Consider the following 23,701-nt stretch of genomic DNA (forward strand, 5'->3'; position numbering starts at 1 on the left):
ATTTAAGAAAATATAAAATTTATTGATTAAATTAACGCTTCAGGTTTACTACTTCCTGCAGCACTTCATCAGAAGTTGTGATGATACGGGAATTCGCCTGGAATCCACGCTGTGATACGATCATTTCTGTAAATTCATTGGTAAGATCCACATTGGACATTTCCAGCTGTCCAGAGATGATTGCCCCGGTGCCATCTTCTGTATTGTTCGCTGTAGTCGGAACTAGTTCGCCTTCTGCATTCGCATTAAGTGTCATACGATACAGATTGCCTCCGATTTTCTCCAGACCAGATGGGTTAGTAACCTTGGCTACACCAATCTTCACCCCAGCTCCAGTCGTTCCATCTTCCATGGTCTGAACAATTGTTCCATCATTAGAGATAGAAAACGCCGTTACATCGTCACCTAATTGAATGATCCCACCGTCGGAATCTAAAACATGAAGTCCGTCAGCGGTAACCAGATTACGCGCAGCGTCAATGTGGAAATCTCCGGCGCGGGTCAAAAATGCAGTATCTTGATCCTCAGTAAGCTTAACCAGGAAAAAACCATCTCCATCGATACGTAAATCTGTTGGGTTGTTGGTAGTTTGAGCACTACCAGCCAAATGTAGGGTATCTATAGAAGCAATACTAACACCTAGTCCAACTTGTTTCGCATTTACCCCACCTTGACCATCCTCACCCGGCGCAGTAACACCAGAAACGGTTTGGCTCATAATATCCTTGAACATAACACGTCCGGATTTAAACCCGATAGTGTTTACGTTAGCAATATTATTACCGATTACATCAAGCTTAGTTTGAAAGCCTCTCATTCCTGAAACCCCTGAATACATTGATCTTAACATGTTTAATGTCCTCCCAGATTATAGAGTCCTAATAACTTTCCAAGTGAATTGGGACCGCGTCAGTCGGTCAGCGGCCGCCTCGGCTTTCCGTTAGGACCAGCCTATTATGAAATCACTATTGCACTATCGATTTGTGTAAATACATTATCTTTGATCGAGTTACCATCCATAGCAGTAACTACTGTGCGATTAGGAACGCTAACGATAAACGCCAAATCCTTCATTAATATCAAGGATTCTTTACTTCCCTTAGCAGCAGCTTTGTCCACAGCAGATGAAATTTGATCCAACTGACCGCTTCCAAGCTCTATCCCTCTTTGTTCTAGGCGCTTAGCAGCATGATTGCTGAATTTTAATAGTTTCTGTTGCAGTAAACTCTCAAAAGAAGCTTCCCCCGCCACAGACTGCTTAGGCAGCGAAGATCGTTGTAACGTTGTAGAATGCAGGGACGCAGGATACAGTTGGCCTATAGTAAGCCTGTCACTCATATGCTCGCCCCGCTTCCTCCGCTATTCTCCGGAGTATTACTATCTGTACCAGAACCGCTTTCTGGTGTTGCTGCGGCATTCTGAATTTGTGTAATATCGGTTAAAGCAATTCTGTCTTTTCCCACAACCGCATATTGAATACCATTGCTAACAACGATAGATTCAACATTACCTGTCTTAGGCAGCTTTGTGGCGGTGTCTGTCCAAGTAATATCTTTACCAATCAACCCGGATACAGATCCAAGGGACTGATTCATAGCATTAAGCTGAGTAGAGATATTCATCAATTGCTCCACGGATGTAAACTGGGCCATTTGCGCAATAAATTCTTTATCTTCCATCGGTTGCATCGGATCTTGATTTTGCAGCTGAGTAATCAAAATCTTCAAAAACTGATCCTTACCTAAAGTAGAATTACCCGTTGTCCGTGCACTAGAGTCGGGAGTTGTATAATTCCACTGATCTTTAGTAGAGACCGGAACTGTTGTCGCCATAACCACTCACCTCTCTTTCCTTTGTTATTAAAGTTAAGCCTTAGCAGAAAAAGATCCACCTTGGGACTGATCTTCTTGTCCCGCATTTGAAACCCAGTCCTTCCATTCACCATTCAGCTCTGCGGCTAGAACAGCATCACTGGCTTCCTCTCTGCTTTCTTTGGAACGTCTACCCTGCTGTCCACTTCCGGAATTAGGTTGGCGTCCTTCCTGCCCCCATTGCGAATTGAGTGGGGTATTATTTTGCGTAACTTCCAGCTTCTCCACTTGAAGACCTTGAGATTGCAATGCAGCGCGAAGCTGGTTCATTTGTTGTTCCAGCATATCTTTAGCGCCGGTATGTTCAGTCATGAACTGGGCAACTAAATGACCATTTTGCATGGTGATCTTAACATCAACTTGTCCGAGATTTTCTGGAAAAAGGGATATAGTCGCTTCAGCGATCCCACCTTTTTGCACAATCTCTAATTTGCCTGTAATGAAACCTGTCATTTCTTGAGCAAATTGCTGAACCGGAACAGGCGCTGCTGGCACTTCAGCCTTCAGCGGTGCTGTAATTCCTCCGCGCAGAGATAACTGCCCCGCAGTAACAACCTCATGATCCCCTTCGTTAGCTGTAATTCCTAGCGGGGAATCTTGAGCAGATTCTGTTGTCTTCGTTTCCCCGGTTACGCCTGTCTTGATTAACGGTGTGTTCGCAGTCTCTGCTTCAGCTTCTTGCACAGTTCCTGATGTCACAGGCGAGCTTACAACCGTATCATTTTTCACTACAACAGCTTCTCCGGAACGACTGCTCACATTCTGAATTGTTTTATCCGTTTGGTTATTTTTGCTTTCAGTAATAACGGGCTGTTGTAAGGAAGAATCAGAATTAATACTCACATTGCTGGTCTTTCCCTTCCCCTTATTAGTGTTAGAGGAGGACTCTTCTAAAAGCGCTGTGAAATTATTCAATAAACTGATTCCCTTAGTTGCAACTTCCTCATTGCCACTTACTGCAGCTTCTTGAATCATAGAAACTAAACTTTGCAAGTCATCTTGAACTGCAAATCTTAATGTATCAGCATTCTGTGCCAATGGTGACAAGCTTCCAGCCACTTCTGCTTCCGTTGTAGTAGTACCATTCTCTGCAGCATGGCTTCCAGATAGAAGTGCAGATACCTGAAGAATCCAAGCTTGCAAGGCTACCAACAGAGCTGGATCACTACTGATACTTTCATCCAGCTTCTCAACATCAGCAGCAAGTTTTTCAAGGAGCTCACCCTTCTGAGTGTCTTGCCCTGCTTGCTCTTCTCCAGTCGGCTGCACTTCCTTTAACAGGCCTTGCAGCAAAGAAGCTAGATTTCCCAATAGGGGTTCAGCTGGAGTCGACGGGGTGTTGGTATTGCCTCCCATGGTTTGTACCAGGGTTTGAGCAAATGGTGCAGCCGTCGTTGTTGTGCCCGTTGTAGTCGATGAACTCCCGTTTACTGCAGTTGCGTTTGCACTGACAAGCGATTGAACGACTAAACTCATTTATTTTTCACCTCCTTTCCCTATCTATTTAGCACCCATCAGACGATTAACAATTTTCGCAGTTTGCGCGCTATCATTTTTAGTCATTTCTCCCAAAATAGATGAACGAACACTATCACTTACGGTATTCATAATCGTCACGACCTTATCAGGGCTAATCTTGTACATTTCTCCTAGTAACGATGCTGCATTAGCAGGAGTCATTGAGCTGAAGGTCTGATTCAACTTTTCCTTATCCAAATTCTTACTGGTTGTTGCTGTTGCTGTTGTGCCGGCATCTTTCTTCAATCTAGATTGAAGGGCTGCGATCGCCATGTCACTCGAAGATGTGGTTTCTTTTAACTTAATCGTTACATCTGCAGCCTTTTGCGGATCCATTTTTTCCAAAATCGCAGTTTTACTCGCTTTATTCATGACACTGAAGATCTGTACCATTTCTTCTGTAGTTAAATTCTCCATGATCGGTGCAGCCTTCGAAGCTTTCATGCCCGCATACAGCTTAGCCAAATCAGAAACCTGTTTCTGATAAGGATCTTCAGTTTCTTCTGTGCTTGCCTCTGCGGTTTCAGCTTCCTTCTTCATACCCTCAATCTGTGACTCTAGCGCCTGAACCTTGGTATCCTGGGCTGTTTTTTCATCTGTAACCTTCTTCAGGTTTTCTTCCTGCTGGGCGAGCTGAGCTTTAAGCTCCTTAATCGTTGTCGCTGAGCTCACTTCCTGCTTTTTGCTTTCTTCCTTCGGTTTAGAAGGATCTGCAGGCGGATCAGGAACCCATTTTTCCAGGATAGGAATTTTATTCGCAACTTCAAGCACATTATTACGAATGTCCATATTAAAAAGCGTCAACAGTACTCCAAGCAGTACTAGCGTGAAGATAATCGGTATCATTAAGAATAAGAACCGCTCAAATTTCCCCGCTGACCCTTCATTTTCAAGTTCCATATCATTATCAATATTAGCCACTAGCGGAAACCTCCCGGGTTAGAGGGATTTCATCGCGAAGCGGACGGTTGCCATCTCATCCAGTTCGTTTTGTTCCCGTAAAATCATACTTTGCTGAAACAGTGTCTCAGCCTTGTCTTTTGCCTTCAACCATACTTTTTCATCTAAAACCTTAGTGCTTAACTGATCTTGTTTCTTCTGGACTTCTTGATGTGCACGGCTAATGTCCGTATGCTTACGGGCAATGCATTTATCCAGATATTCCACATACTCCTGCATTTCACGAATCTTAATCATAGGTGTCTTTTGCTCTGCGGCATTTTGTAAGGATAGCATGATAGCACTCCGCTGAAAGATGAGTTCATCCAGGCTTCTTTCCTGTGCCTGCAATTCTCCAAGCGCGCTTGAGAGCATCCATTCTGCCTGTGTCTTCTCATTGCCCTTCAAGTCAACGACTTTTTGAAAAGTATAATGAAACCTCATAATACCGAATCAACTCCTTGAGAACTGTGAAATTAAAGACTGTTGAACTTCAGCCAGCGTAACTTTTTCATTCACCTTTTGTTTGGTGAAATCCCATATACTGTCGATAAATTCCATCGACTCGTCGATTTGAGCATTAGAGCCTCTCTGATAAGCTCCAATATTAATCAAATCCTCTGAATCCTTGTAAACGGCCATAAGGCGCTTCACATTCTCCGCTGCTGCAATCTGTTCTTCTGGAGCAATATCCTTCATTACTCGACTTATGCTGGAAAGAACATCTATTGCTGGAAAATGTCCTTTGTTAGCAATATTTCGATTGAGTACGATATGTCCGTCAAGTATCCCTCGGACTGCATCTGCGATTGGCTCGTTCATGTCATCACCATCAACCAGTACCGTGTAAAAGGCTGTTATAGAGCCTGTAGGACCTGTACCGGCACGTTCCAGCAATTTGGGTAAGCTGGCAAACACCGAAGGTGTATATCCCCGCATGGCTGGCGGCTCTCCAACTGCAAGTCCAACTTCACGTTGGGCCATGGCATAACGGGTGACCGAATCCATCATCAGCATTACATTAAGGCCACGATCGCGGAAATACTCGGCAATCGTTGTAGCGATAAGCGCACCTTTTATGCGAATCAATGCAGGTTGGTCTGAGGTAGCAACAATTACTACGGATCGCTGCAAGCCCTCTGGTCCCAAATCCCGTTCAATGAAATCCAATACTTCTCTGCCACGCTCACCAATCAGAGCAATAACATTTACGTCAGCCGATGTATTCCGGGCAATCATCCCCATCAAAGTACTCTTGCCGACCCCCGAGCCAGCAAAAATACCGACCCGCTGTCCCTTGCCAATCGTTAGCAAACCGTCAATCGCTCTCACACCAATACTGATGGGTTCCTGCACCCGCGGTCTATTAAGTGGATTGGAAGGAATATTAAAGGTAGAGCTATGTGGCATTCGTGCTGGAATGAGAGAGCCATCAAGCGGCTGCCCCAGACCATCCAGTACTTTTCCTAACAATTCAGAACCTACTTGCACGCTAAGCGGCTTACCAGTGCCCACTACATCACAACCAGGTCCAATCGCCTGCAGTTCACCAAGTGGCATCAATAGTACCTTGTTATCACGGAAACCAACGACCTCAGCTTGCAGCGGTTTGTTTCCTTTAGAAGGGTAGATGTAGCATACATCACCTATACTTGCGTCAGGACCTTCCGATTCAACCATTAGACCGATTACCTGCGTCACTTTCCCATTGATCCTCACCGGATCGAGATTACGAAGTTGCTCCTTATAACGGTTGCTATTAAGCATCGTCTTCCCCATTTCTCTGCTCATCGGTGTCCAGCGCAATTCTTACCAGCTCTTTCTTGATCTCTGCGAGCTGAGTGTCGATTCGAGCATCAATGCTGCCAAAGGAAGAGCGGATAACACATCCTTGGTCTTTTACCGTTGAGTCGGGCAAGATTTGCAGTTCAGCCTGTGAATCAACAGCTAGTGATAATTCTTCCCGAGCAGCATTCACAAAAGCGAACTGCGCTGGGGATACACAAAGTGAGATCAAACCTTGTTCTCGCTTACGAGCCAGATTTTTGCGAATTAAGTCCATTGCGAATTGTGGTTCTACCGTTAACTGCTTGTCCACAATTTTCTCTGCAATATCACAGCTTAACTCTACTAAAAAAGGCTCCGCTTCCTGAATAATCACTTCTCTTGCTTTATACGCCTCAGTCAAAACAGCACGCGCTTCTTCCATCATCTCTGCGATCTTATGCTTCATCTCTTCCTCAGCCTGAGAAACACCTTCCTCATAACCTTGCTGATGAGCTTCAGCTTTGATAGCTTCGATCAGATGTTCATCCTGCTCACGCCGTTGTTTCCACCACTCTTCAGCCTCCGCTTTCGAGGACTCTACAATCTGTTCCGCTTCAAGAGATGCATTCCGAACCTGCTCTTCAGCAAAATCCTGAGCGTCCTTAAGCATTTGCTTACGCGTCTCTTCTGCCTCTTCACGTGCGGGATCATGATAGTCAGTCTCGCTTAAAGTCTCCTCGGGAACGGGCTCCTCAGTTAGGCCCGCATATTGCCGGGCCTGTTCCAGTCTCTTAAAGACATCAACCGGAACATACTGGGAGTGTTTGATCAGCTTAGACAATGATGTCATCTCCTCCGCCACGAGCGATGATAATTTCACCAGACTCTTCGAGTCTGCGGATCGTGCCTACAATACGAGTCTGTGCTTCTTCAACATCACGCAGCCGCACAGGACCCATGTATTCCATTTCTTCTCGGAACGTTTCTGCCATACGCTTGGACATATTTCTGAAAATAACATCCCGTACTTCTTCGCTGGCAACCTTGAGTGCAAGCTGTAAATCCGCATTATCGATATCACGAACAATGCGCTGTATTGAACGATTGTCCACATTAACAATATCTTCGAATACGAACATCCGTTTTTTGATCTCTTCGGCAAGCTCTGGATCTTGAATTTCGAGAGAATCCAGAATCGTACGTTCTGTCCCCCGGTCAACCCCATTCAAGATTTGTACAATTGATTCGATACCACCGGCATTTGTATAATCCTGGGTTACTGTAGCGGAAAGCTTCTGCTCCAGCACACGTTCAATTTGCGTAATTACCTCTGGAGAGGTACTGTCCATCACAGCAATTCTTCTAGCCACCTCTGCCTGCTTCTCTTGAGGAAGCGAGGAAAGGATTGCAGCAGCTTGTTCAAATTGCAGATAAGACAATACAAGTGCAATAGTCTGTACATTTTCATTCTGGATAAAGTTGAGAATCTGATTAGGATCCGCTTTTCGTGCAAAATCGAAAGGTCTTACTTGCAATGTTGCAGTCAGACGATTAATGACCTCCATTGCTTTTGTTGATCCAAGCGCTTTCTCCAGAATTTCTTTAGCGTAGTTAATACCGCCTTGTGATATATATTCCTGGGCGAGGCATATCTGATGGAATTCAGACATGATCGACTCTTTTTCACCGCTGTCCACTTTGCGAACATTAGCAATTTCAAGAGTCAGCTGTTCAATCTCCTCGTCTCTTAAATGTTTGAAAATTTGCGCCGATACCTCGGGCCCTAGTGTGATAAGCAGGATCGCAGCTTTTTGACGGCCACTAAGTCCCTGCTGGCTAGCCTTTGCCATTAGTTCACCTCTGTTCGTCTGCAAGCCATGTACGCAGCAGATTTACGAATTCGTCTGGCTTCTTCTTGGCCAAACTTTCCAATTGCTTACGAACTTGACTTTCATTCGTCACGCTCTCCAAGTTAATAGAAGGAAATTCAGTAGGAACCTGCAATGGAATGTCTTCATCTTCCTCTTCCACAGTCTGTTTACGACTCCGGTAGATTAGATATCCTCCACCTGCTCCAACCAGCAATGCTGCTGCTCCGATAGCCCATATCATCCAAGAAGCGAGACCACCTTTAACGGTGTTGGCATCGGTGCCACCAAATTGTTGCGAGTAGACCGAAACCTTTTTGGTCAAATCAGCGTCTGTATATGTAGTACCTGAATCTGCAAGAGAAGCGCGAACAATATTCACCAAAATATTTTGAATTGCAGCTGATGTTGCATCATCTAAACTTTTTTCTCCTGAAGGTGGTTCAACTGCAACATTTATGGTTAAGTCTTTAACAGTATACGGACTAGCAATAACATCTTTAGTAATTCGGTTAACTTCGAAGTTCCTCGTTTCCGAAGATTCCTCCGAGGTAGAAGTATCCGCACCCGCATTAGAAGGATAGCCCGTAACATCTTGAGAACCAGTGCCAGCCACTCCGCCAGTCGTGTTACCTTGACCCGAATACGAATTACTAATTATTTGTGAACTGATCTCAATCCCCCTCATGTTCTCTGTATCCACAGGGGTAACAAGATCTTCCTTCCGGTTTTCCTTGTCAAAGTTCAACTTTGAGAACACAAGAACATCCACTTTATCAGGACCGGTAAGAGTGCTAAGGAATTGTTTCACATTTTTCTTTACTTCTTCTTCGAATTTCTTCTGAAGAGCGAAGTTTTCTTCAACTTGGTTTGTGACACCAGCCTGTCCACCTTTAGCTGTTGGCATTAATTCAATTTCATTATTTGCAATGGTAATGTTGTCAATTGGTAAATTAGGCACAGCAGTTTTCACAAGATTGAAATACCCGTCAATATTGTCTTGGGTAGGTCTAAATCCTGGATCAAATGAAAGCACAACGGATGCAGATGCCTGCTCCTGATCAGCCTGTGAGGCAAAAACTGTCTCTTTAGGCAAATTAATCAGCACTTTTGCATCTTTAATCCCTTGCATACGTCTCATTAACTGTTCAACTTCACCGTTTAATGCATTATTGTACTTCACGTTAAACTCGCTATCTGTTGTACCTATCATTGACGAATTTTCGTCAAAGACTTTATATCCGATAGAGCCACCTTGAACAATCCCCTGAGAACCGATATCCACCTTGACCCGAGCTGCTTCTGTACTAGGTACAGAAATACTCTTTCCATCTTGACTTAATCGGTATGAAACACCTGCTGAATCTAAGGCCTTCATTACTCCAGCCGAATCCGTACTGTCCAAATCTTGAAATGCTACTTCATATTCTGTTTTTGAAAGCTGCATGGTCATAACTACGATTATTATTAGAATGATAAACAATGTTGAAAAGAATAAAATCTTCTGTTTACCACTAAATCTGTTCCAATACAAGAGAACCTTCTCCCGATATTGGGCAAATCTTTCATTCACAGTGTCACCCCATCCGAAACTAAGCTAGGATTTATTATATTTGAGTTCTCATAATTTCTTGATAGGCTTCAATCACTTTGTTCCGGACTTGTGTAGTCAACTGTAAACTCAGTAGAGCCTGTTGGGAAGAAATCATCACTTCGTCAATGTTCACTTCTCCCAATACAAATTTATTACTCATATCCTTAGCTTGTTGTTCCTGATCAGCCACTTTATTGAGCGCATCCTCAAGATAAGAGCCAAAGCTCTCCATCGAATTAGCAGGAGTGGATGAAACTTCGGAAGATGTCGGTTTCATTGCAAGCTGCTGTACAGCCTGAACCCCATTAGATATATTCTGTATCAACTGTTTCCCCCCCTTAAGTTAATTAACATTCATTTATCTACCAATTTCGAGTGCCTTGCTTACCATAGCTTTGGATGCATTAAGCATCGTAACATTGGCATCATAAGAGCGAGATGCAGATAACATATCAACCATTTCTTTGGTAATGTCTACGTTTGGCATATAGACATATCCTTCAGCATCCGCATCGGGATGGCTTGGATTGTACACCGGCTTCAATGGTGAAGAGTCTTCTATGATCGACTGCACCTTAACCCCTTCATTGCTATTATTCATTTTCGAATTTAGTATATTCGAGAATTTATTACTTTCGTTCGTTTCCAAAACAACCAACTTACGTCGGTAAGGAACAGCCTTGCCATCCACCACGGATGCTCTTGTAGTTTCAGCATTGGCTACGTTGGAAGAAATTACATCCATCCGCAACCGTTGAGCCGTTAATGCAGATGCGCTGATCCCAAAACTACTACCAAAGTTCATACTCTCTTATCCTCCTTGAATTACGGCTCGCATCATCGAAATCTGACTGTTAATCTGTTCAACATAAGAACTATACCTAAGCTGGTTCTCTGCGCTTAACGCCATTTCGCGATCTACATCCACATTGTTGTCGTTATTGTTCATAGAGGTAGTTTCATCAGTATTTTCAACAGCAGCGGGAACAATTGTGTTGCTGCCAAATTGATAATGCCGGGTATCCGAAACTTTCGCTCTAAGTGTAGATTGGATTCCACTTTCCTGTTGTTGCAGGATACTTTCGAATGAAACATCAGAACGTTTGAAATTGGGCGTATCTTGATTAGCCACATTATTTGCTAGAGCATTTTGTCGTTTATAGGCAGCATCAATGCCTCCCTGCAATCGTTGAAAACTGACACTATTCAGCAATCCCAAGACAATTCCTCCTTTCAAAGCTATCATAATGAAAAGAATTCCACAACTTCCATCAAAAAACCTGCTTGCTTTCGACAAATAAAGAAAAAAATACTCTAAATTTACGGTATTCCGTCGAACGCTGTCGCAATGAATAACACTTAGCATTTTCACATACATTGATTTTCATTTAATTTGTATATTATTACAATAAGAAATAAGCCCTATCTTTTTAGAAAAGACAGGGCTTTTAGCACTTTATTACTATTTATTTACATTTTCAACTCATTTTTTTCTTTTTAATTGCATGTTTTGACATAATTTTACGTTTTCACGACACCAATTTGTAATTTATCTAATCCGTTATGCCCAAATTCAAAATACATAGATTTTTTGTTTTTTTGTCGCTTTAAAGAATATACTGACTTAAATCACGATCCTGAGCTATACTTGCCAATTTCTCGCGCACATACTCCGGGGTAATAACCATTTTTTCTAAAGTCAGCTCAGGTGCTTCAAAAGAAAGATCCTCTAACAGCTTCTCCAAAATAGTATGAAGACGCCGTGCACCTATATTCTCCATATTTTGATTCACTGAAGCCGCTATTTTGGCGATCTCATGTATAGCATCCTTCTGGAATTCCACTTCTAAATTTTCTGTTTTAAGCAGATTCACATATTGTTTAGTTAAAGCATTCTCTGGTTCCGTCAAAATAGAAACGAAATCCTCTAACGTTAGACTACTCAGCTCTACGCGAATCGGAAAACGACCTTGAAGTTCTGGAATCAAATCGGAAGGCTTAGCAATATGGAAAGCTCCGGCAGCCATAAAGAGTACATAGTCTGTCTTCACAGGACCGTATTTCGTCATAATGGTCGAGCCCTCTACAATCGGCAAAATATCCCGTTGCACGCCTTCACGCGACACATCCGGTCCAGACCCTTTTCCCTGACTCGCTACTTTATCGATTTCATCAATAAAAATAATGCCTGATTGTTCAGCCCGAGTCACGGATTCCTGGATCACATCATCCATATCTATCAGCTTGGCCGCCTCATCCTGAATGAGTACCTTGCGCGCTTCCCGAATAGGAAGCTTACGTTTCTTCGTCCGCTTAGGCAGCAAACTGCCGAACATCTCTTGCATATTCATACCCATCTGGTCATTTCCTTGACCTGCAAACATATCCATCATAGTTGGCGCTGTATCCTCAACATCAATTTCAATGATGTCATCTTCCAGCTGACCAGCTAACAGCTTAAATCTAACCCCACGGCGGCGTTCACTTAGGCTTCCATCCTGCTCAGCGTCTTCTTTAGAGTCCTCTTGGGCAGAATTCCCTCCAAAAATCATCTCGAAAGGATTCTTTTGTGATTTATTTTTGGAAGAGGAAGGGACTAATATAGAAACAATCCGCTCATTAGCCAGTTCTTCCGCACGATCCTTAACCTTCTCCGTACGCTCAAGCTTCACCATACGAATAGAAGTCTCTACCAGATCACGAACCATAGATTCCACATCTCGACCTACATAACCGACTTCAGTAAATTTAGTGGCCTCCACTTTGATGAACGGTGCATTAACAAGCTTTGCTAGACGCCGGGCGATTTCTGTCTTTCCCACACCTGTAGGTCCGATCATCAAGATGTTCTTAGGAACGACTTCATCACGCAGTTCCTCTGCTAGCAGACTGCGCCGATACCGATTACGAAGCGCAACGGCTACCGATTTCTTGGCTTGCTTCTGACCTACGATATATTTATCCAATTCGGCTACAATTTGACGGGGTGTAAGCGATTGATTCACCATCGTGAATTCCTCCTTATCTCTATGGCACTGAGTCTATAATTGTTCAACAATAATGTTGGAATTAGTGTACACACAAATTTCAGAAGCTACCTGAAGCGATTCTCTAGCAATATCCGCAGCGGAAAGATTGGGTGCATGACGTTTGAGTGCTCGACCTGAAGCCAGCGCAAAATTACCACCGGAACCAATCGCAAGAACGTCATCATCCGGTTCGATAATTTCACCATTTCCGGAGATCAGGAGCATTCCTTCCTTATCCATAACAATCATCAAAGCTTCAAGCTTCCGAAGAATACGATCTTGACGCCAATCCTTCGCTAATTCAACTGCAGCCCGCTGCAGGTTCCCATGATGCTCCTCCAGCTTGCCCTCGAATTTTTCGAATAGGGTAATAGCATCCGCAACGGATCCCGCAAAACCTGCTATTACTTGTCCTCTGTACAGGCGACGGACTTTTCTGGCCGTCGTCTTCATAATAACACTCTCTCCGAATGTAACCTGTCCATCACCTGCTATAGCTGCCTGTCCGTTATGTCTTACCGCACAAATTGTAGTCGCATGAAAGCTGGGTACCATGATTGTAAGTTACCTCCTTAAGATGGGCTTTGTTCGCTATCGACAACCTCCGGCTCCGAATAAGCGAGTCCTGTACGGTTGGCATACTCGGCAAGACTGTCCAGAGCGCGATGAGCTAACATTTCATTCTTTTCCTTCTTATTGCGGATCTTCTTCTCTACCTTCGGCAACAGACCGAAATTGGCATTCATAGGCTGAAAATGCTCTGGATCGGCAGAAGTAATATAAGCTGGCATGCTGCCTAGAACAGTATCCTGCGGGAAGATCAGTCCTTCCTGACCGAGTGCTGCCCGTGCAGCATTAATACCAGCTATGAGCCCGGAAGCAGCTGATTCAACATAACCTTCTACACCTGTCATCTGTCCAGCAAAAAAGAGTCTTTCCTTGCCTTTCATCTGATAGGTAGGGTGCAGAAGCTTAGGAGAATTAATAAATGTATTTCTGTGCATCACACCATAACGAACATATTCAGCATTCTCAAGACCAGGGATCAGCGAGAATACACGCTTCTGCTCTCCCCATTTCAAATGGGTCTGAAAACCAACAAGATTGTAAAGTGTGCCGGCAGCGTTATCCTGACGGAGTTGCACAACCGCGTAAGGAAGTTTACCTGTATGCGGATTGATAAGTCCTACTGGCTTCATTGGGCCAAATAACGCTGTTTGCTTGCCGCGTTTCATCATGATTTCAATAGGCATACAGCCCTCAAAGTATATCTCTTTCTCAAAATCCTTGAGTGCTGCTGTCTCAGCAGAAATCAACGCATCATAAAACACGTCGAACTCCTCTTCTGTCATCGGACAGTTCAGATAAGCCGCTTCACCTTTATCATAACGGGAAGCCAAATACACCTTGTTCATATCAATGGTGTCTTTCTCAACAATCGGTGCTGCTGCATCATAGAAGTAGAAATACTCTTCACCCAGCAGCCCTTTTATTTCAGCAGATAATGCCGGTGAAGTTAGTGGGCCCGTTGCAATAACAACAATCCCTTCCTCCGGTATATGCGTAAGTTCTTCATTTATGACTTCCACGAGCGGATGATTATGCAAAGTATGGGTGATCTCACCTGAGAATCCGTCCCGATCTACGGCAAGTGCTCCTCCTGCGGGTACCGCGTGTCGGTCAGCAGCACCTAATACAAGAGAGTTCAAACGCCGCATTTCTTCCTTCAATACACCTACAGCATTTCCTAATCCATTCGCACGCAGGGAGTTGCTGCATACCAGTTCAGCAAATTGATTCGTGTGATGGGCTGGCGTCTTTACTACAGGTCTCATCTCATATAATCTTACCGGAACTCCTAGTGATGCTATTTGCCAAGCGGCTTCGCTTCCTGCGAGACCCGCTCCAATTACTGTTACTTTTGCTGTATCTGACACTGTCTTTTTTCCTCCCATAGAGACTATTAATCTGCTAATTCTTCTTCGTTGTCTAGAACCGCCTCTGTATGATCACAAGATGTACATTGTAGCTTGGTTCCTTGCTTATTACGTTTCTCAATCATCCAAGATCCACATGATGGACATGGTTTTATAGAAGGTCTATCCCATGAAACGAAATCACAACCAGGGTACTGATCGCAGCCATAGAAAACACGCCCTTTTTTGCTGCGTCGCTCCACAACCTTACCTTCATGACATTTAGGGCAAGTTACGCCAATATCCTTGATAATCGGTTTCGTGTTTCGGCAATCCGGAAAGCCAGAGCATGCTAGGAATTTCCCAAAGCGACCCAGCTTATACACGAGAGGTTTACCGCATTTCTCACAGATCTCATCAGAGACTTCATCTTCAATCTCAATTTCTTTCATCTCTTCTTCCGCGAATACCAAACGCTTCTCAAACGATTCGTAAAACTCTGCAAGAACCTTTACCCAGTCTTCTGAGCCCTCTTCCACATGGTCAAGATCCCCTTCCATGTTCGCGGTGAATTCAACGTTTAGGATTTCCGGAAAAAATTGCTCCATCTGCTCTATAACAAGCTCGCCAAGTTCGGTTGGCATGAATTTTTTCTCTTCAATAGCCACATAACCACGCTTCTGGATGGTTTCCAGCGTTGGGGCATATGTACTTGGACGGCCTATACCCAGCTCCTCAAGCGTCTTTACAAGTCTTGCTTCCGTATATCGTGGAGGCGGTTGTGTAAAGTGCTGTTTAGGCTCGATCTCCTGCTTATTTAAAGCATCTCCCGCTTGAAGCGGCGGCAAATACTTGTCTTCATCTGTAGTTCCGTCATCGTTGCCTTCTACGTAAACCTTCATGAACCCGGGGAATGAAACCTTCGAACCAACAGCTCTGAATGTAGCAGTACCTGCAGCAATATCGACCGAAAGCGTATCCAGCAGGGCAGAAGACATCTGACTTGATACGAATCGCTCCCACACTAGCTTGTAGAGACGGAATTGATCACGGCTCAAGAACTCTTTGACCATTTCTGGTTCGCGTAATGCCGAGGTAGGACGAATCGCTTCATGCGCTTCCTGTGCTCCAGCTGCCTTTTTAGAATACTGCCGTGGGGATTCTGGCAAGAACTTCTCACCATACTTAGCTGTTATAAGCTCTTTAGCTTCATCCTGAGCGGTGACAGAGAGACGCGTGGAGTCAGTACGCATATAAGTGATCAAACCTACGGTACCTTCTTTACCGAGTTCCACACCTTCGTATAGCTGCTGTGCAACAGACATTGTCTTAGCGGCACGGAATCCAAGCTTACGGGCTGCTTCCTGTTGTAGGGAGCTGGTGGTAAAAGGAGCCGAAGGATGACGTTGTCTTTCCTTCTCCTTCACATCACTCACCTTAAAAGATGCGTTCTTAATGGCTTCAAGAACTTCCTGAACATCACTTTCCTGGTTCAGTTCTTTTTTCACACCATTCAGCTTATGAAACTTAGCTTCAAAGACGGAATCCCGGATTCCAAGCTTCGCTGTTATGCTCCAATATTCGGTGGGTACAAAAGCGGAGATTTCATTCTCACGATCCATAATGATCTTCACGGCAACGGATTGTACACGTCCAGCAGATAAACCTTTTTTGACTTTCTTCCATAATAGAGGGCTAATCTTGTACCCTACCAGTCGATCCAAAATACGTCTAGCCTGCTGTGCATTCACGAGATCCATATTAATCTTACGCGGTGTCTTAAAAGCATCTTTTACCGCTTGTTTGGTGATCTCATTAAAAACAACTCTGCATTCTTGTGTATTATCTAAATCCAGCGCATGCGCCAAATGCCAAGCAATTGCTTCCCCTTCGCGGTCGGGGTCAGCTGCGAGATAAACTTTTTTAACTTTTTTACTAGCGTCTTTCAATTCCTTCAATATAGATCCCTTACCGCGGATAGTAATATATTTGGGACTGAAATCATTCTCCACCTCAACACCAATTTGACTCTTCGGTAGATCTCTAATGTGTCCCATTGATGCCTTTACAATATATTTACTACCTAGATATTTGCCAATTGTCTTCGCTTTTGCAGGCGACTCGACAATAACTAATGCATCTGCCATAGACTCTTCCTCCTCGTTAACACTCGCACCTCTATATTAAATTACCTTATAAATAGCTCCTGGTAATTGTGTTACCGCTTTTTTTATGATTAAAGATAACAGAACTGAATGCAAATGTCCAAAATCCCATCCTGTTCTTACAAGCAGATCGTCCAATATAAAAGGGCCTTGATGCAGTATATGGTATAGGTGAGACTCCTCATTTGTCAATTTCTTTTCAATCATAAAGTCGTCTGCTGTCTGTTCGGTAGTGCTATTATTCCCTGTTTTTATTACGTTTGTCGGCAAATAAGAAGTATATTCTTCTATAATATCTAATCCACTGGTTACCAGCTTTGCCCCCTGCTTGATAAGCTCTAACGCCCCTCTGCTCTTAGGTGATGTAATAGGTCCGGGAACTGCGAAGACATCCCTCCCAGCTTCCAAGGCAGCATCGGCTGTAATAAGTGATCCACTGCGACTGTCAGCCTCCACGACCACTGTCCCCCGTGATAAACCTGCTATGATCCGATTACGCTGTGGAAATAATCCAGGATGACTTTTAGTTCCAAGAGGATACTCTGTAATGACAAGCCCTTCCTGAGAAATACGCCGCTCCAGTTCAATATTCTCAGTTGGATAGACTTTGTCCAACCCTGTTGCCACTACCGCTATGGTCCCTCCACCGCTTCTTAGCGCCGCTTCATGACAAATGCTATCGATCCCCCTCGCAAGTCCGCTAACCACCGTTAGACCTGCTGCACTAAGCTCCTCCGCGAGAATCTCCCCTACCTTTCGTCCATATGCTGTTGGCACACGAGTGCCAACCATCGCCACACTAGGAGTTGATAACAGTTCCAAACGACCTCGATAATAAAGGATCCACGGTGGCTGTGCCGTCTCTTTCAACAAAACAGGATAAGCCGCATCAAACACAGTGACCATCTTCACTGCACATTCTTCCATTAATAAGCGCCTTTTGGCGATCCATTCTAATGTATATATGGAAGCAAGATAATTCGACAGCTTTCCGTTCAATCCGATCGTTTCCCAATCTTTTGCACTACAGGAAAATGCTCGTTCTGACATTAAGCCGGCTCTGCGAATCTTGTCGATACTCTTCCAGCCAATCCCCTCCACTTCATTAAAACCAAACAGCAGATCTTTTTCTTCCATATAAGCTTACTCTCCTTTAATGGAAGGGTTAGCCTTCCCTATTTTGTAACATGAATTAGAGGAATGCAATATTTTCTTTTAATTCAATATTTTTCTATGTTAAAAAACAAAAAAGCAACCTTTTATCCCTTGGATAGGAACAAAAGGTTGCTTACCTCTGAAATAATTATACACGAAAGAAGCCCACTCGCGTAGAGTGAATTCCTTCAATTAAATAAAATAATTAATGCGTTGTAAAAGCGCTAAGAATACCGCGTTCTTCGAGCACACTTACTAGCGTTGAGCCCATTTCGGCAGGTGTAGGAGCAACCTTGATTCCGCACGATTCAAGTACGGCAATTTTCTCACTCGCTGTGCCCTTGCCTCCGGAAATAATAGCACCCGCATGCCCCATACGTTTGCCAGGAGGGGCAGTAGCACCGCCAATAAACCCTACAACAGGCTTAGTCATATGCTCACGAATCCACTCTGCTGCTTCTTCCTCTGCGGTTCCGCCAATTTCACCAATCATGATGACTGCCTTTGTACCCGGATCCTCATTAAAAAGCTTCAGAATATCAATAAACTCTGAGCCTTTAACAGGGTCTCCGCCAATACCTACAGCTGAAGATTGCCCGATTCCACGCGTGGTCAGCTGATGAACAGCCTCATAGGTTAGAGTTCCGCTGCGCGAGACAACACCTACATACCCTGGCATATGAATATAACCCGGCATAATTCCTATTTTGCACTCACCAGGAGTGATAACTCCCGGACAGTTGGGTCCGATCAATACAGTAGAGCGCCCCTCCATATAACGGGACACTTTTACCATATCAAGCACTGGAATCCCTTCGGTAATACAAATCACCAGGTCGAGTTCTGCGTCCACGGCTTCCATTATGGAGTCTGCTGCAAATGCTGGCGGTACATAGATTACACTAGCGGTTGCGCCTGTAGCCGCCTTAGCAGCTACAACAGTATCGAATACCGGAAGGCTAACCTCACTGCCATTTTCAAGCGTGATGTTGACAGATGTTCCACCTTTACCCGGTGTTACCCCTCCAACCATCTGTGTTCCATAATCCAGCGCACCTTTAGTATGGAACAAACCCGTTGATCCTGTAATTCCCTGCGTGATAACTTTCGTATTTTTATCTACAAGAATGCTCATGCCTTAAGTCACATCCCTACTTATATTGTCAAATACGATAACTGGCTTCCTAAATCAGGCCATTATTGCACAAGAGACACAATCTTACGGGCACCGTCCGCCATAGAATCAGCAGCAACAATATTAAGTCCCGATCCAGCCAAAATCTGCTTGCCCAATCCAACATTTGTTCCCTCAAGACGCACAACCAGCGGTTTAGTCAAACCCAGTTGACTAGCCGCTTCTACAACACCGTTAGCGATAACATCACAGCGCATAATACCACCGAAAATGTTAACAAAAATTCCGTTCACCTTTTCATCCGATAAAATGATTTTAAAGGCTTCTGTTACTTTCTCGGTCGTTGCACCGCCCCCTACATCCAGGAAGTTGGCGGGTTCGCCCCCATAATACTTAATAATATCCATAGTCGCCATCGCGAGACCTGCACCGTTTACCATGCACCCAATATTGCCATCAAGTGCAATGTAACTAAGGTCATACTTCGAGGCTTCGATTTCCTTTAAATCCTCTTCATCCAAATCCCGCAGCTCTAGAATATCCTTATGACGGAACAAGGCGTTGGAATCAAAATTCAGTTTGGCATCCAGTGCCATCACATTCCCATCCGCAGTCACTACCAATGGGTTAATTTCGGCAATAGAGCAATCTTTATCCACGAAAGCTAAATATAGCGCTTGCATGAATTTCACAGTTTTGCCTACCAGCTCATTAGGAATAGAGATACTGTAAGCCAGCTTACGCGCCTGGAAAGTCTGCAAACCCACTGCCGGATCAATGATCTCTTTAAAAATTTTCTCCGGATGTGTTGCAGCTACTTCTTCAATCTCAGTACCGCCTTCTTCAGAAGCCATCATGACCACTCGGCCAGTACCTCTGTCAACTACGATACCAATGTAATACTCCTTAACAATTTGACAACCCTCTTCAATGAGCAGTCTTTTTACTACCTTACCCTCCGGTCCAGTCTGGTGAGTTACTAGAGTCTTACCCAGAATCTCAGTTGCGTAACTACGCACCTCATCGATATTCTTAGCAACCTTTACTCCTCCAGCTTTACCGCGTCCACCTGCGTGAATCTGAGCTTTAACTACAACAACCGGTGTGCTCAGTGACTCTGCGGCTTCTACCGCTTCCTCCACTGTATAAGCTACTTTTCCATTCGGTACGGCTACACCGTACTTCTTAAGCACTTCTTTTCCCTGATACTCGTGGATATTCATAGCGGTAGCCTCCTAAAGTAGCGTGGTGACTAAACAGGCAGCCTGTTGTCATCTCGCTTTCCGTTTTGATTGCCGCGGGGTTAGGGATAGGCTGATGCTATACATGCAGCACTATTCCGGAACCAGCAGAAACTGATCTACCACTCGTAAAAAGAATGGCATTGTTTCTGCAAGAGACATTGTGTAAATCTATAAGACTAAGCTTATATTTACCTATATGCCATACAAAGGAACCCAGAATAGTGTAACATGTTTTTAAAACGCTTACCTTAAATATATTCATGATTTGTACACATTTTTTCGCTTGATTTCATGCCGGAATGCGAACGATCGCATTGACTCCTTACTACGCTTACTTTTTACTATCTTGGATATTAGCTTCGTGAACACGATTCAGTAAGTCTTTAAACTGATCAAGTAGCTCTATGGATTCATTATTTGTCAGTGTCGTTTCTTCCATCATTTTGCCGGGAATACACACGGCATCACTTTGGAGTGCCCAGCCTTGTTTCGTTAGTGAGATTAGTACTTTTCGCTCATCCTGCATCGAGCGTTCACGTATTATTAGGCCTGCAGCTTGCAAGCGTTTCAATAGCGGAGTCAGCGTGCCTGAATCCAAAAATAACGCTTCACCAATCTCTTTCACTGTACATTGCTGCCGTTCCCATAACACAAGCATTACTAAGTATTGGGAGTAAGTTAAACCAATCTTATCCAAATACGGTTGGTACAGCTTTGTAATCTCACGCGAGCAAGCATAAATGGTAAAACAGAGCTGATTCTCGATCAGCAGCTCTGGGGTTGTAGTCATTTTCTGCATATCTTCTTCACTCATTTTCATATTTATTCACCCGCCTTATCTCTATATTTTATCATAATTCCCTCATATATCATAATAATAGCAAAAAATTAATTTGACTTTTATATTAATTGTGATAAATTAGATTGTACACAAACTAATTAGTGAATAGGAGAGATTTATTATGATGACAATTCAACAAAAGATGTATGAAACCACAGTTAAAGCCGTTGGGGGAAGAAACGGTTATATAGAATCAGAAAGCCCTAAACTCAACCTTACGATCAGTACACCACGCGAAATGGGTGGTGCCGGTGGTGAAGGCACTAATCCTGAACAATTATTCGCAGCTGGCTACTCCGCTTGTTTTGACAGTGCTCTGAACATGGTGGCTCGTCTTGGAAAAGTGAAGATTGAAGGCAGTGAAGTTACGGCTACTGTAAGCTTTGGTAAAGTTGAAGATGGCGGATTCGGCATTGCGGTTAAGCTTGACGTGCTGGTTAAAGGCGTTGACAGAGAAACCGCAGCATCTTTGGTAGAAGCTGCCCATGGCGCATGTCCTTACTCCCGTGCCACTCGTGGCAATATCGAAGTAGAACTGAATGTACTGTAAGAAATTATAGAGAAAAATATATGTGAAATTTGCTAAACGATCTAACCTTCGTTTGAATACGTGGCATTTCACATTCGAAGTCGCTAACGGACACAGTTGATCTTAAACGCAACTTAATCCCATATTTGGGATGCTATCGGACCTCATAGCAGCTATTGGAATGAAAACCACTCAATATAACCTTCTTCCGAAGGAATAGCGTCTCCAGAGTCCGAATCTACGCTCCAAGGGCTAAAAACTTGCAAACAACGTCCTCTAGGTCCGTTCCGTAAGCATCAGAGCATAATAATGGTTCGGCGGTGCTCGTCACTACCGGTCCATAGTATAGAGCAGCGATTCTCATTAACGGGAATCGCTGCTCTTTTATCTTTATTCCTCCACTAATACCTGTCGATCCAGATTACGGTATTGCACAGCTTCCGCGAGATGTGCAGAAGAAATATCCTGTGCACCCTCCAGATCAGCTATGGTACGGGATAGCTTAATAATCCGATCATGCGCTCGCATGCTTAGACCTAAATTCTCCAATATGTCATACAGTATTTGAGCACTCTCACGGTTTAGGCTTGCATATTTCCGAAGGGAAGCACCGGAAAGTTCGCTGTTCCATGAAATCGCCAGTCGTTTGTAACGTTTAGCTTGGATGGCCTGAGCAGCCAACACCTCCGCACGCATCTCTGCTGACGATAAAACATGCCCCTGCCGATTCCATTCCTTCGGGCGGGGAACATCAACCTGTAAGTCGATCCGATCCAATAATGGACCGGATATTTTGGCTCGATATTGGGCAATCCTTGATGGACTACAGGTACAATTTTGCTGGGAGATACCGCTTCCAAAAAAGCCGCAGCTGCACGGATTCATCGATGCAGCGAGCATGAATTTGGCAGGAAAAGTAAAGGAAGCCCTGGCACGACTTATAGTAACCACCCCATCTTCGAGGGGCTGTCGCAACACTTCAAGCACATTCCGGGAGAATTCAGGCAATTCATCCAGAAACAGAATACCTCGATGCGCAAGACTTACCTCACCTGGCTTGGGAATACCGCCCCCTCCAATTAATCCGGCAGAAGATATCGTGTGGTGTGGAGAACGAAATGGACGACTTCGCAGCAAACCGTTGTGTGCATCCTTCAAATTTCCAGCCGCACTAAAAATTTTGGTTACCTCAAGTGCCTCACTGTCCGACAATTGCGGAAGGATACTGGGAAGGCGTTTGATCAGCATCGTTTTGCCTGTGCCAGGTGGACCGATGAGCATAATATTATGCATCCCTGCAGCCGCGATAGTTAGTGCTCTTTTCACATGTTGCTGTCCAAGCACATCACTGTAATCATCCATTATTTCATTCGCTTCGGAAGAAGCAGCCTCAGAATCAGAATATTTAGGGTTATATTTGAGATACTCTACAGAAAGAACAAGCACCGGAGGTTGTTCTTTTGCCCCCGTCCCCATACTCACGGATACAGGAAAAGGAAGTAGTGATCCTTCAGATTCTTCTAGAGGAACTAGCTTATCTATAATCGGACCAAAGCTAGCCACAGATTCAGCAGCATTCGCTAACGCTTGCAAATGGTCGATGGTATAAACATTCATGCCACTGATTAAAGCGGCTTCTGCCGCATTGCCTTGCGGGAGCAGAACGGCTTTAAACCCGCTTTTACGCGCTGCTTCAACCATCGGCAACACACCCGAAACCGGACGCAGACTGCCGTCGAGCGCAAGCTCTCCAATCAAAAGCATCTCTTGAGCTGAAGGCATAATCAACTGGCCACTAGTTATCAGTATCCCTAAAGCAATCGCTAGATCAAAAGCGGAACCTTCTTTACGCAGGTCAGCTGGAGCAAGATTGATCGTAATACGCTGCTGTGGATAGCGGTAACCGCAATTTTTAACGGCAGCCCTAACTCGTTCAACAGCCTCGCGAATCGCTGAATCTGGTAAGCCAATGATATTCGTCTGCGGCAGTCCATTTGCAAGATCGATTTCCACACCAATCATTACCCCTTCAATCCCATACAGACACGCGCTAAACATTTTCCCATACATAATAAAAACACCTCATCTCCTGAATTACACCCTAATTTGGGGTGTCATAGCTTCAAGAAA

Annotated in this window: 23 protein-coding genes; 1 reads left to right on the plus strand and 22 read right to left on the minus strand. The window is 44.2% G+C overall.

What is annotated here, in order from left to right; genetic code table 11:
• Positions 1–31: 31 nt before the first annotated feature.
• From flgG to NST58_RS19965, 21 genes are all read right to left on the minus strand, one after another.
• Positions 32–850, minus strand: a complete 819-nt coding sequence (gene flgG, locus NST58_RS19865; protein WP_036688538.1) for a flagellar basal body rod protein FlgG — start codon at positions 848–850, stop codon at positions 32–34.
• Between the two features lie 104 nt (positions 851–954).
• A complete protein-coding gene (locus tag NST58_RS19870; RefSeq protein ID WP_036688541.1) occupies positions 955–1,338 on the minus strand; it encodes a TIGR02530 family flagellar biosynthesis protein in 384 nt (127 codons plus the stop codon).
• On the minus strand, positions 1,335–1,832 hold the full coding sequence (locus NST58_RS19875) for a flagellar hook capping FlgD N-terminal domain-containing protein (protein ID WP_036688543.1): 498 nt from the start codon (positions 1,830–1,832) through the stop codon (positions 1,335–1,337). The genes NST58_RS19870 and NST58_RS19875 overlap by 4 nt, the downstream gene beginning before the upstream one ends.
• 33 nt (positions 1,833–1,865) lie before the next feature.
• Positions 1,866–3,347 (minus strand): flagellar hook-length control protein FliK, encoded by a 1,482-nt coding sequence (locus tag NST58_RS19880; protein ID WP_076182673.1) that lies wholly within the window; start codon positions 3,345–3,347, stop codon positions 1,866–1,868.
• 24 nt (positions 3,348–3,371) lie between these two features.
• Positions 3,372–4,289, minus strand: coding sequence for a kinesin (locus NST58_RS19885; protein ID WP_076127908.1), 918 nt, complete (start codon positions 4,287–4,289; stop codon positions 3,372–3,374).
• A gap of 39 nt (positions 4,290–4,328) precedes the next feature.
• The gene (fliJ, locus tag NST58_RS19890; RefSeq protein WP_036688544.1) at positions 4,329–4,772 is read right to left on the minus strand and encodes a flagellar export protein FliJ; all 444 of its coding nucleotides are present in this window, start codon (positions 4,770–4,772) and stop codon (positions 4,329–4,331) included.
• A gap of 9 nt (positions 4,773–4,781) precedes the next feature.
• The gene (fliI, locus tag NST58_RS19895; protein ID WP_235219563.1) at positions 4,782–6,107 is read right to left on the minus strand and encodes a flagellar protein export ATPase FliI; all 1,326 of its coding nucleotides are present in this window, start codon (positions 6,105–6,107) and stop codon (positions 4,782–4,784) included.
• Positions 6,088–6,936 (minus strand): FliH/SctL family protein, encoded by an 849-nt coding sequence (locus NST58_RS19900; RefSeq protein ID WP_036688548.1) that lies wholly within the window; start codon positions 6,934–6,936, stop codon positions 6,088–6,090. The genes fliI and NST58_RS19900 overlap by 20 nt, the downstream gene beginning before the upstream one ends.
• Positions 6,929–7,945 (minus strand): flagellar motor switch protein FliG, encoded by a 1,017-nt coding sequence (fliG, locus tag NST58_RS19905; RefSeq protein WP_036688550.1) that lies wholly within the window; start codon positions 7,943–7,945, stop codon positions 6,929–6,931. Before fliG ends, NST58_RS19900 begins: the two co-directional genes overlap by 8 nt.
• A 4-nt stretch (positions 7,946–7,949) precedes the next feature.
• Positions 7,950–9,536 carry a flagellar basal-body MS-ring/collar protein FliF gene (gene fliF / locus NST58_RS19910; RefSeq protein WP_076182681.1) on the minus strand — a complete coding sequence of 529 codons (1,587 nt, stop codon included), beginning with the start codon at positions 9,534–9,536 and terminating at the stop codon, positions 7,950–7,952.
• Positions 9,537–9,570: 34 nt separating this feature from the next.
• Complete coding sequence (fliE, locus tag NST58_RS19915) at positions 9,571–9,882, minus strand: flagellar hook-basal body complex protein FliE (protein WP_036688553.1); 312 nt, start codon at positions 9,880–9,882, stop codon at positions 9,571–9,573.
• Between the two features lie 33 nt (positions 9,883–9,915).
• A complete protein-coding gene (gene flgC / locus NST58_RS19920) occupies positions 9,916–10,362 on the minus strand; it encodes a flagellar basal body rod protein FlgC (RefSeq protein WP_076127801.1) in 447 nt (148 codons plus the stop codon).
• A gap of 6 nt (positions 10,363–10,368) precedes the next feature.
• The gene (gene flgB, locus NST58_RS19925; protein ID WP_036688558.1) at positions 10,369–10,776 is read right to left on the minus strand and encodes a flagellar basal body rod protein FlgB; all 408 of its coding nucleotides are present in this window, start codon (positions 10,774–10,776) and stop codon (positions 10,369–10,371) included.
• A gap of 388 nt (positions 10,777–11,164) precedes the next feature.
• The gene (gene hslU, locus NST58_RS19930) at positions 11,165–12,565 is read right to left on the minus strand and encodes an ATP-dependent protease ATPase subunit HslU (RefSeq protein WP_036688559.1); all 1,401 of its coding nucleotides are present in this window, start codon (positions 12,563–12,565) and stop codon (positions 11,165–11,167) included.
• Positions 12,566–12,598: 33 nt separating this feature from the next.
• Entirely contained in the window at positions 12,599–13,141 is a 543-nt protein-coding gene (gene hslV / locus NST58_RS19935) for an ATP-dependent protease subunit HslV (RefSeq protein ID WP_036688562.1), read from the minus strand.
• A 17-nt stretch (positions 13,142–13,158) separates the two neighbouring features.
• On the minus strand, positions 13,159–14,541 hold the full coding sequence (trmFO, locus tag NST58_RS19940; RefSeq protein WP_076100371.1) for an FADH(2)-oxidizing methylenetetrahydrofolate--tRNA-(uracil(54)-C(5))-methyltransferase TrmFO: 1,383 nt from the start codon (positions 14,539–14,541) through the stop codon (positions 13,159–13,161).
• Between the two features lie 8 nt (positions 14,542–14,549).
• Entirely contained in the window at positions 14,550–16,649 is a 2,100-nt protein-coding gene (topA, locus tag NST58_RS19945; RefSeq protein WP_036688567.1) for a type I DNA topoisomerase, read from the minus strand.
• A gap of 36 nt (positions 16,650–16,685) precedes the next feature.
• Positions 16,686–17,804, minus strand: a complete 1,119-nt coding sequence (gene dprA / locus NST58_RS19950; protein ID WP_076127799.1) for a DNA-processing protein DprA — start codon at positions 17,802–17,804, stop codon at positions 16,686–16,688.
• Between the two features lie 223 nt (positions 17,805–18,027).
• Positions 18,028–18,957 carry a succinate--CoA ligase subunit alpha gene (gene sucD / locus NST58_RS19955; RefSeq protein WP_036688571.1) on the minus strand — a complete coding sequence of 310 codons (930 nt, stop codon included), beginning with the start codon at positions 18,955–18,957 and terminating at the stop codon, positions 18,028–18,030.
• Between the two features lie 62 nt (positions 18,958–19,019).
• Positions 19,020–20,180: an ADP-forming succinate--CoA ligase subunit beta gene (gene sucC, locus NST58_RS19960; protein WP_038571984.1), complete on the minus strand. Its 1,161-nt coding sequence runs from the start codon at positions 20,178–20,180 to the stop codon at positions 19,020–19,022.
• A 352-nt stretch (positions 20,181–20,532) separates the two neighbouring features.
• Positions 20,533–21,021, minus strand: a complete 489-nt coding sequence (locus NST58_RS19965) for a MarR family transcriptional regulator (protein WP_235219564.1) — start codon at positions 21,019–21,021, stop codon at positions 20,533–20,535.
• Between the two features lie 142 nt (positions 21,022–21,163).
• Here NST58_RS19965 and NST58_RS19970 point away from each other — a divergent pair, with 142 nt between their 5' ends.
• Positions 21,164–21,592: an organic hydroperoxide resistance protein gene (locus NST58_RS19970; RefSeq protein ID WP_036688575.1), complete on the plus strand. Its 429-nt coding sequence runs from the start codon at positions 21,164–21,166 to the stop codon at positions 21,590–21,592.
• A gap of 369 nt (positions 21,593–21,961) precedes the next feature.
• On the opposite strand, the gene NST58_RS19975 is transcribed toward NST58_RS19970, so the two are convergent.
• Positions 21,962–23,641: a YifB family Mg chelatase-like AAA ATPase gene (locus tag NST58_RS19975; protein WP_339243936.1), complete on the minus strand. Its 1,680-nt coding sequence runs from the start codon at positions 23,639–23,641 to the stop codon at positions 21,962–21,964.
• Positions 23,642–23,701: the final 60 nt, after the last annotated feature.

The organism is Paenibacillus sp. FSL R10-2796 (assembly GCF_037965315.1).
GTDB classification, from domain to species: Bacteria; Bacillota; Bacilli; order Paenibacillales; family Paenibacillaceae; genus Paenibacillus_AQ; species Paenibacillus_AQ odorifer.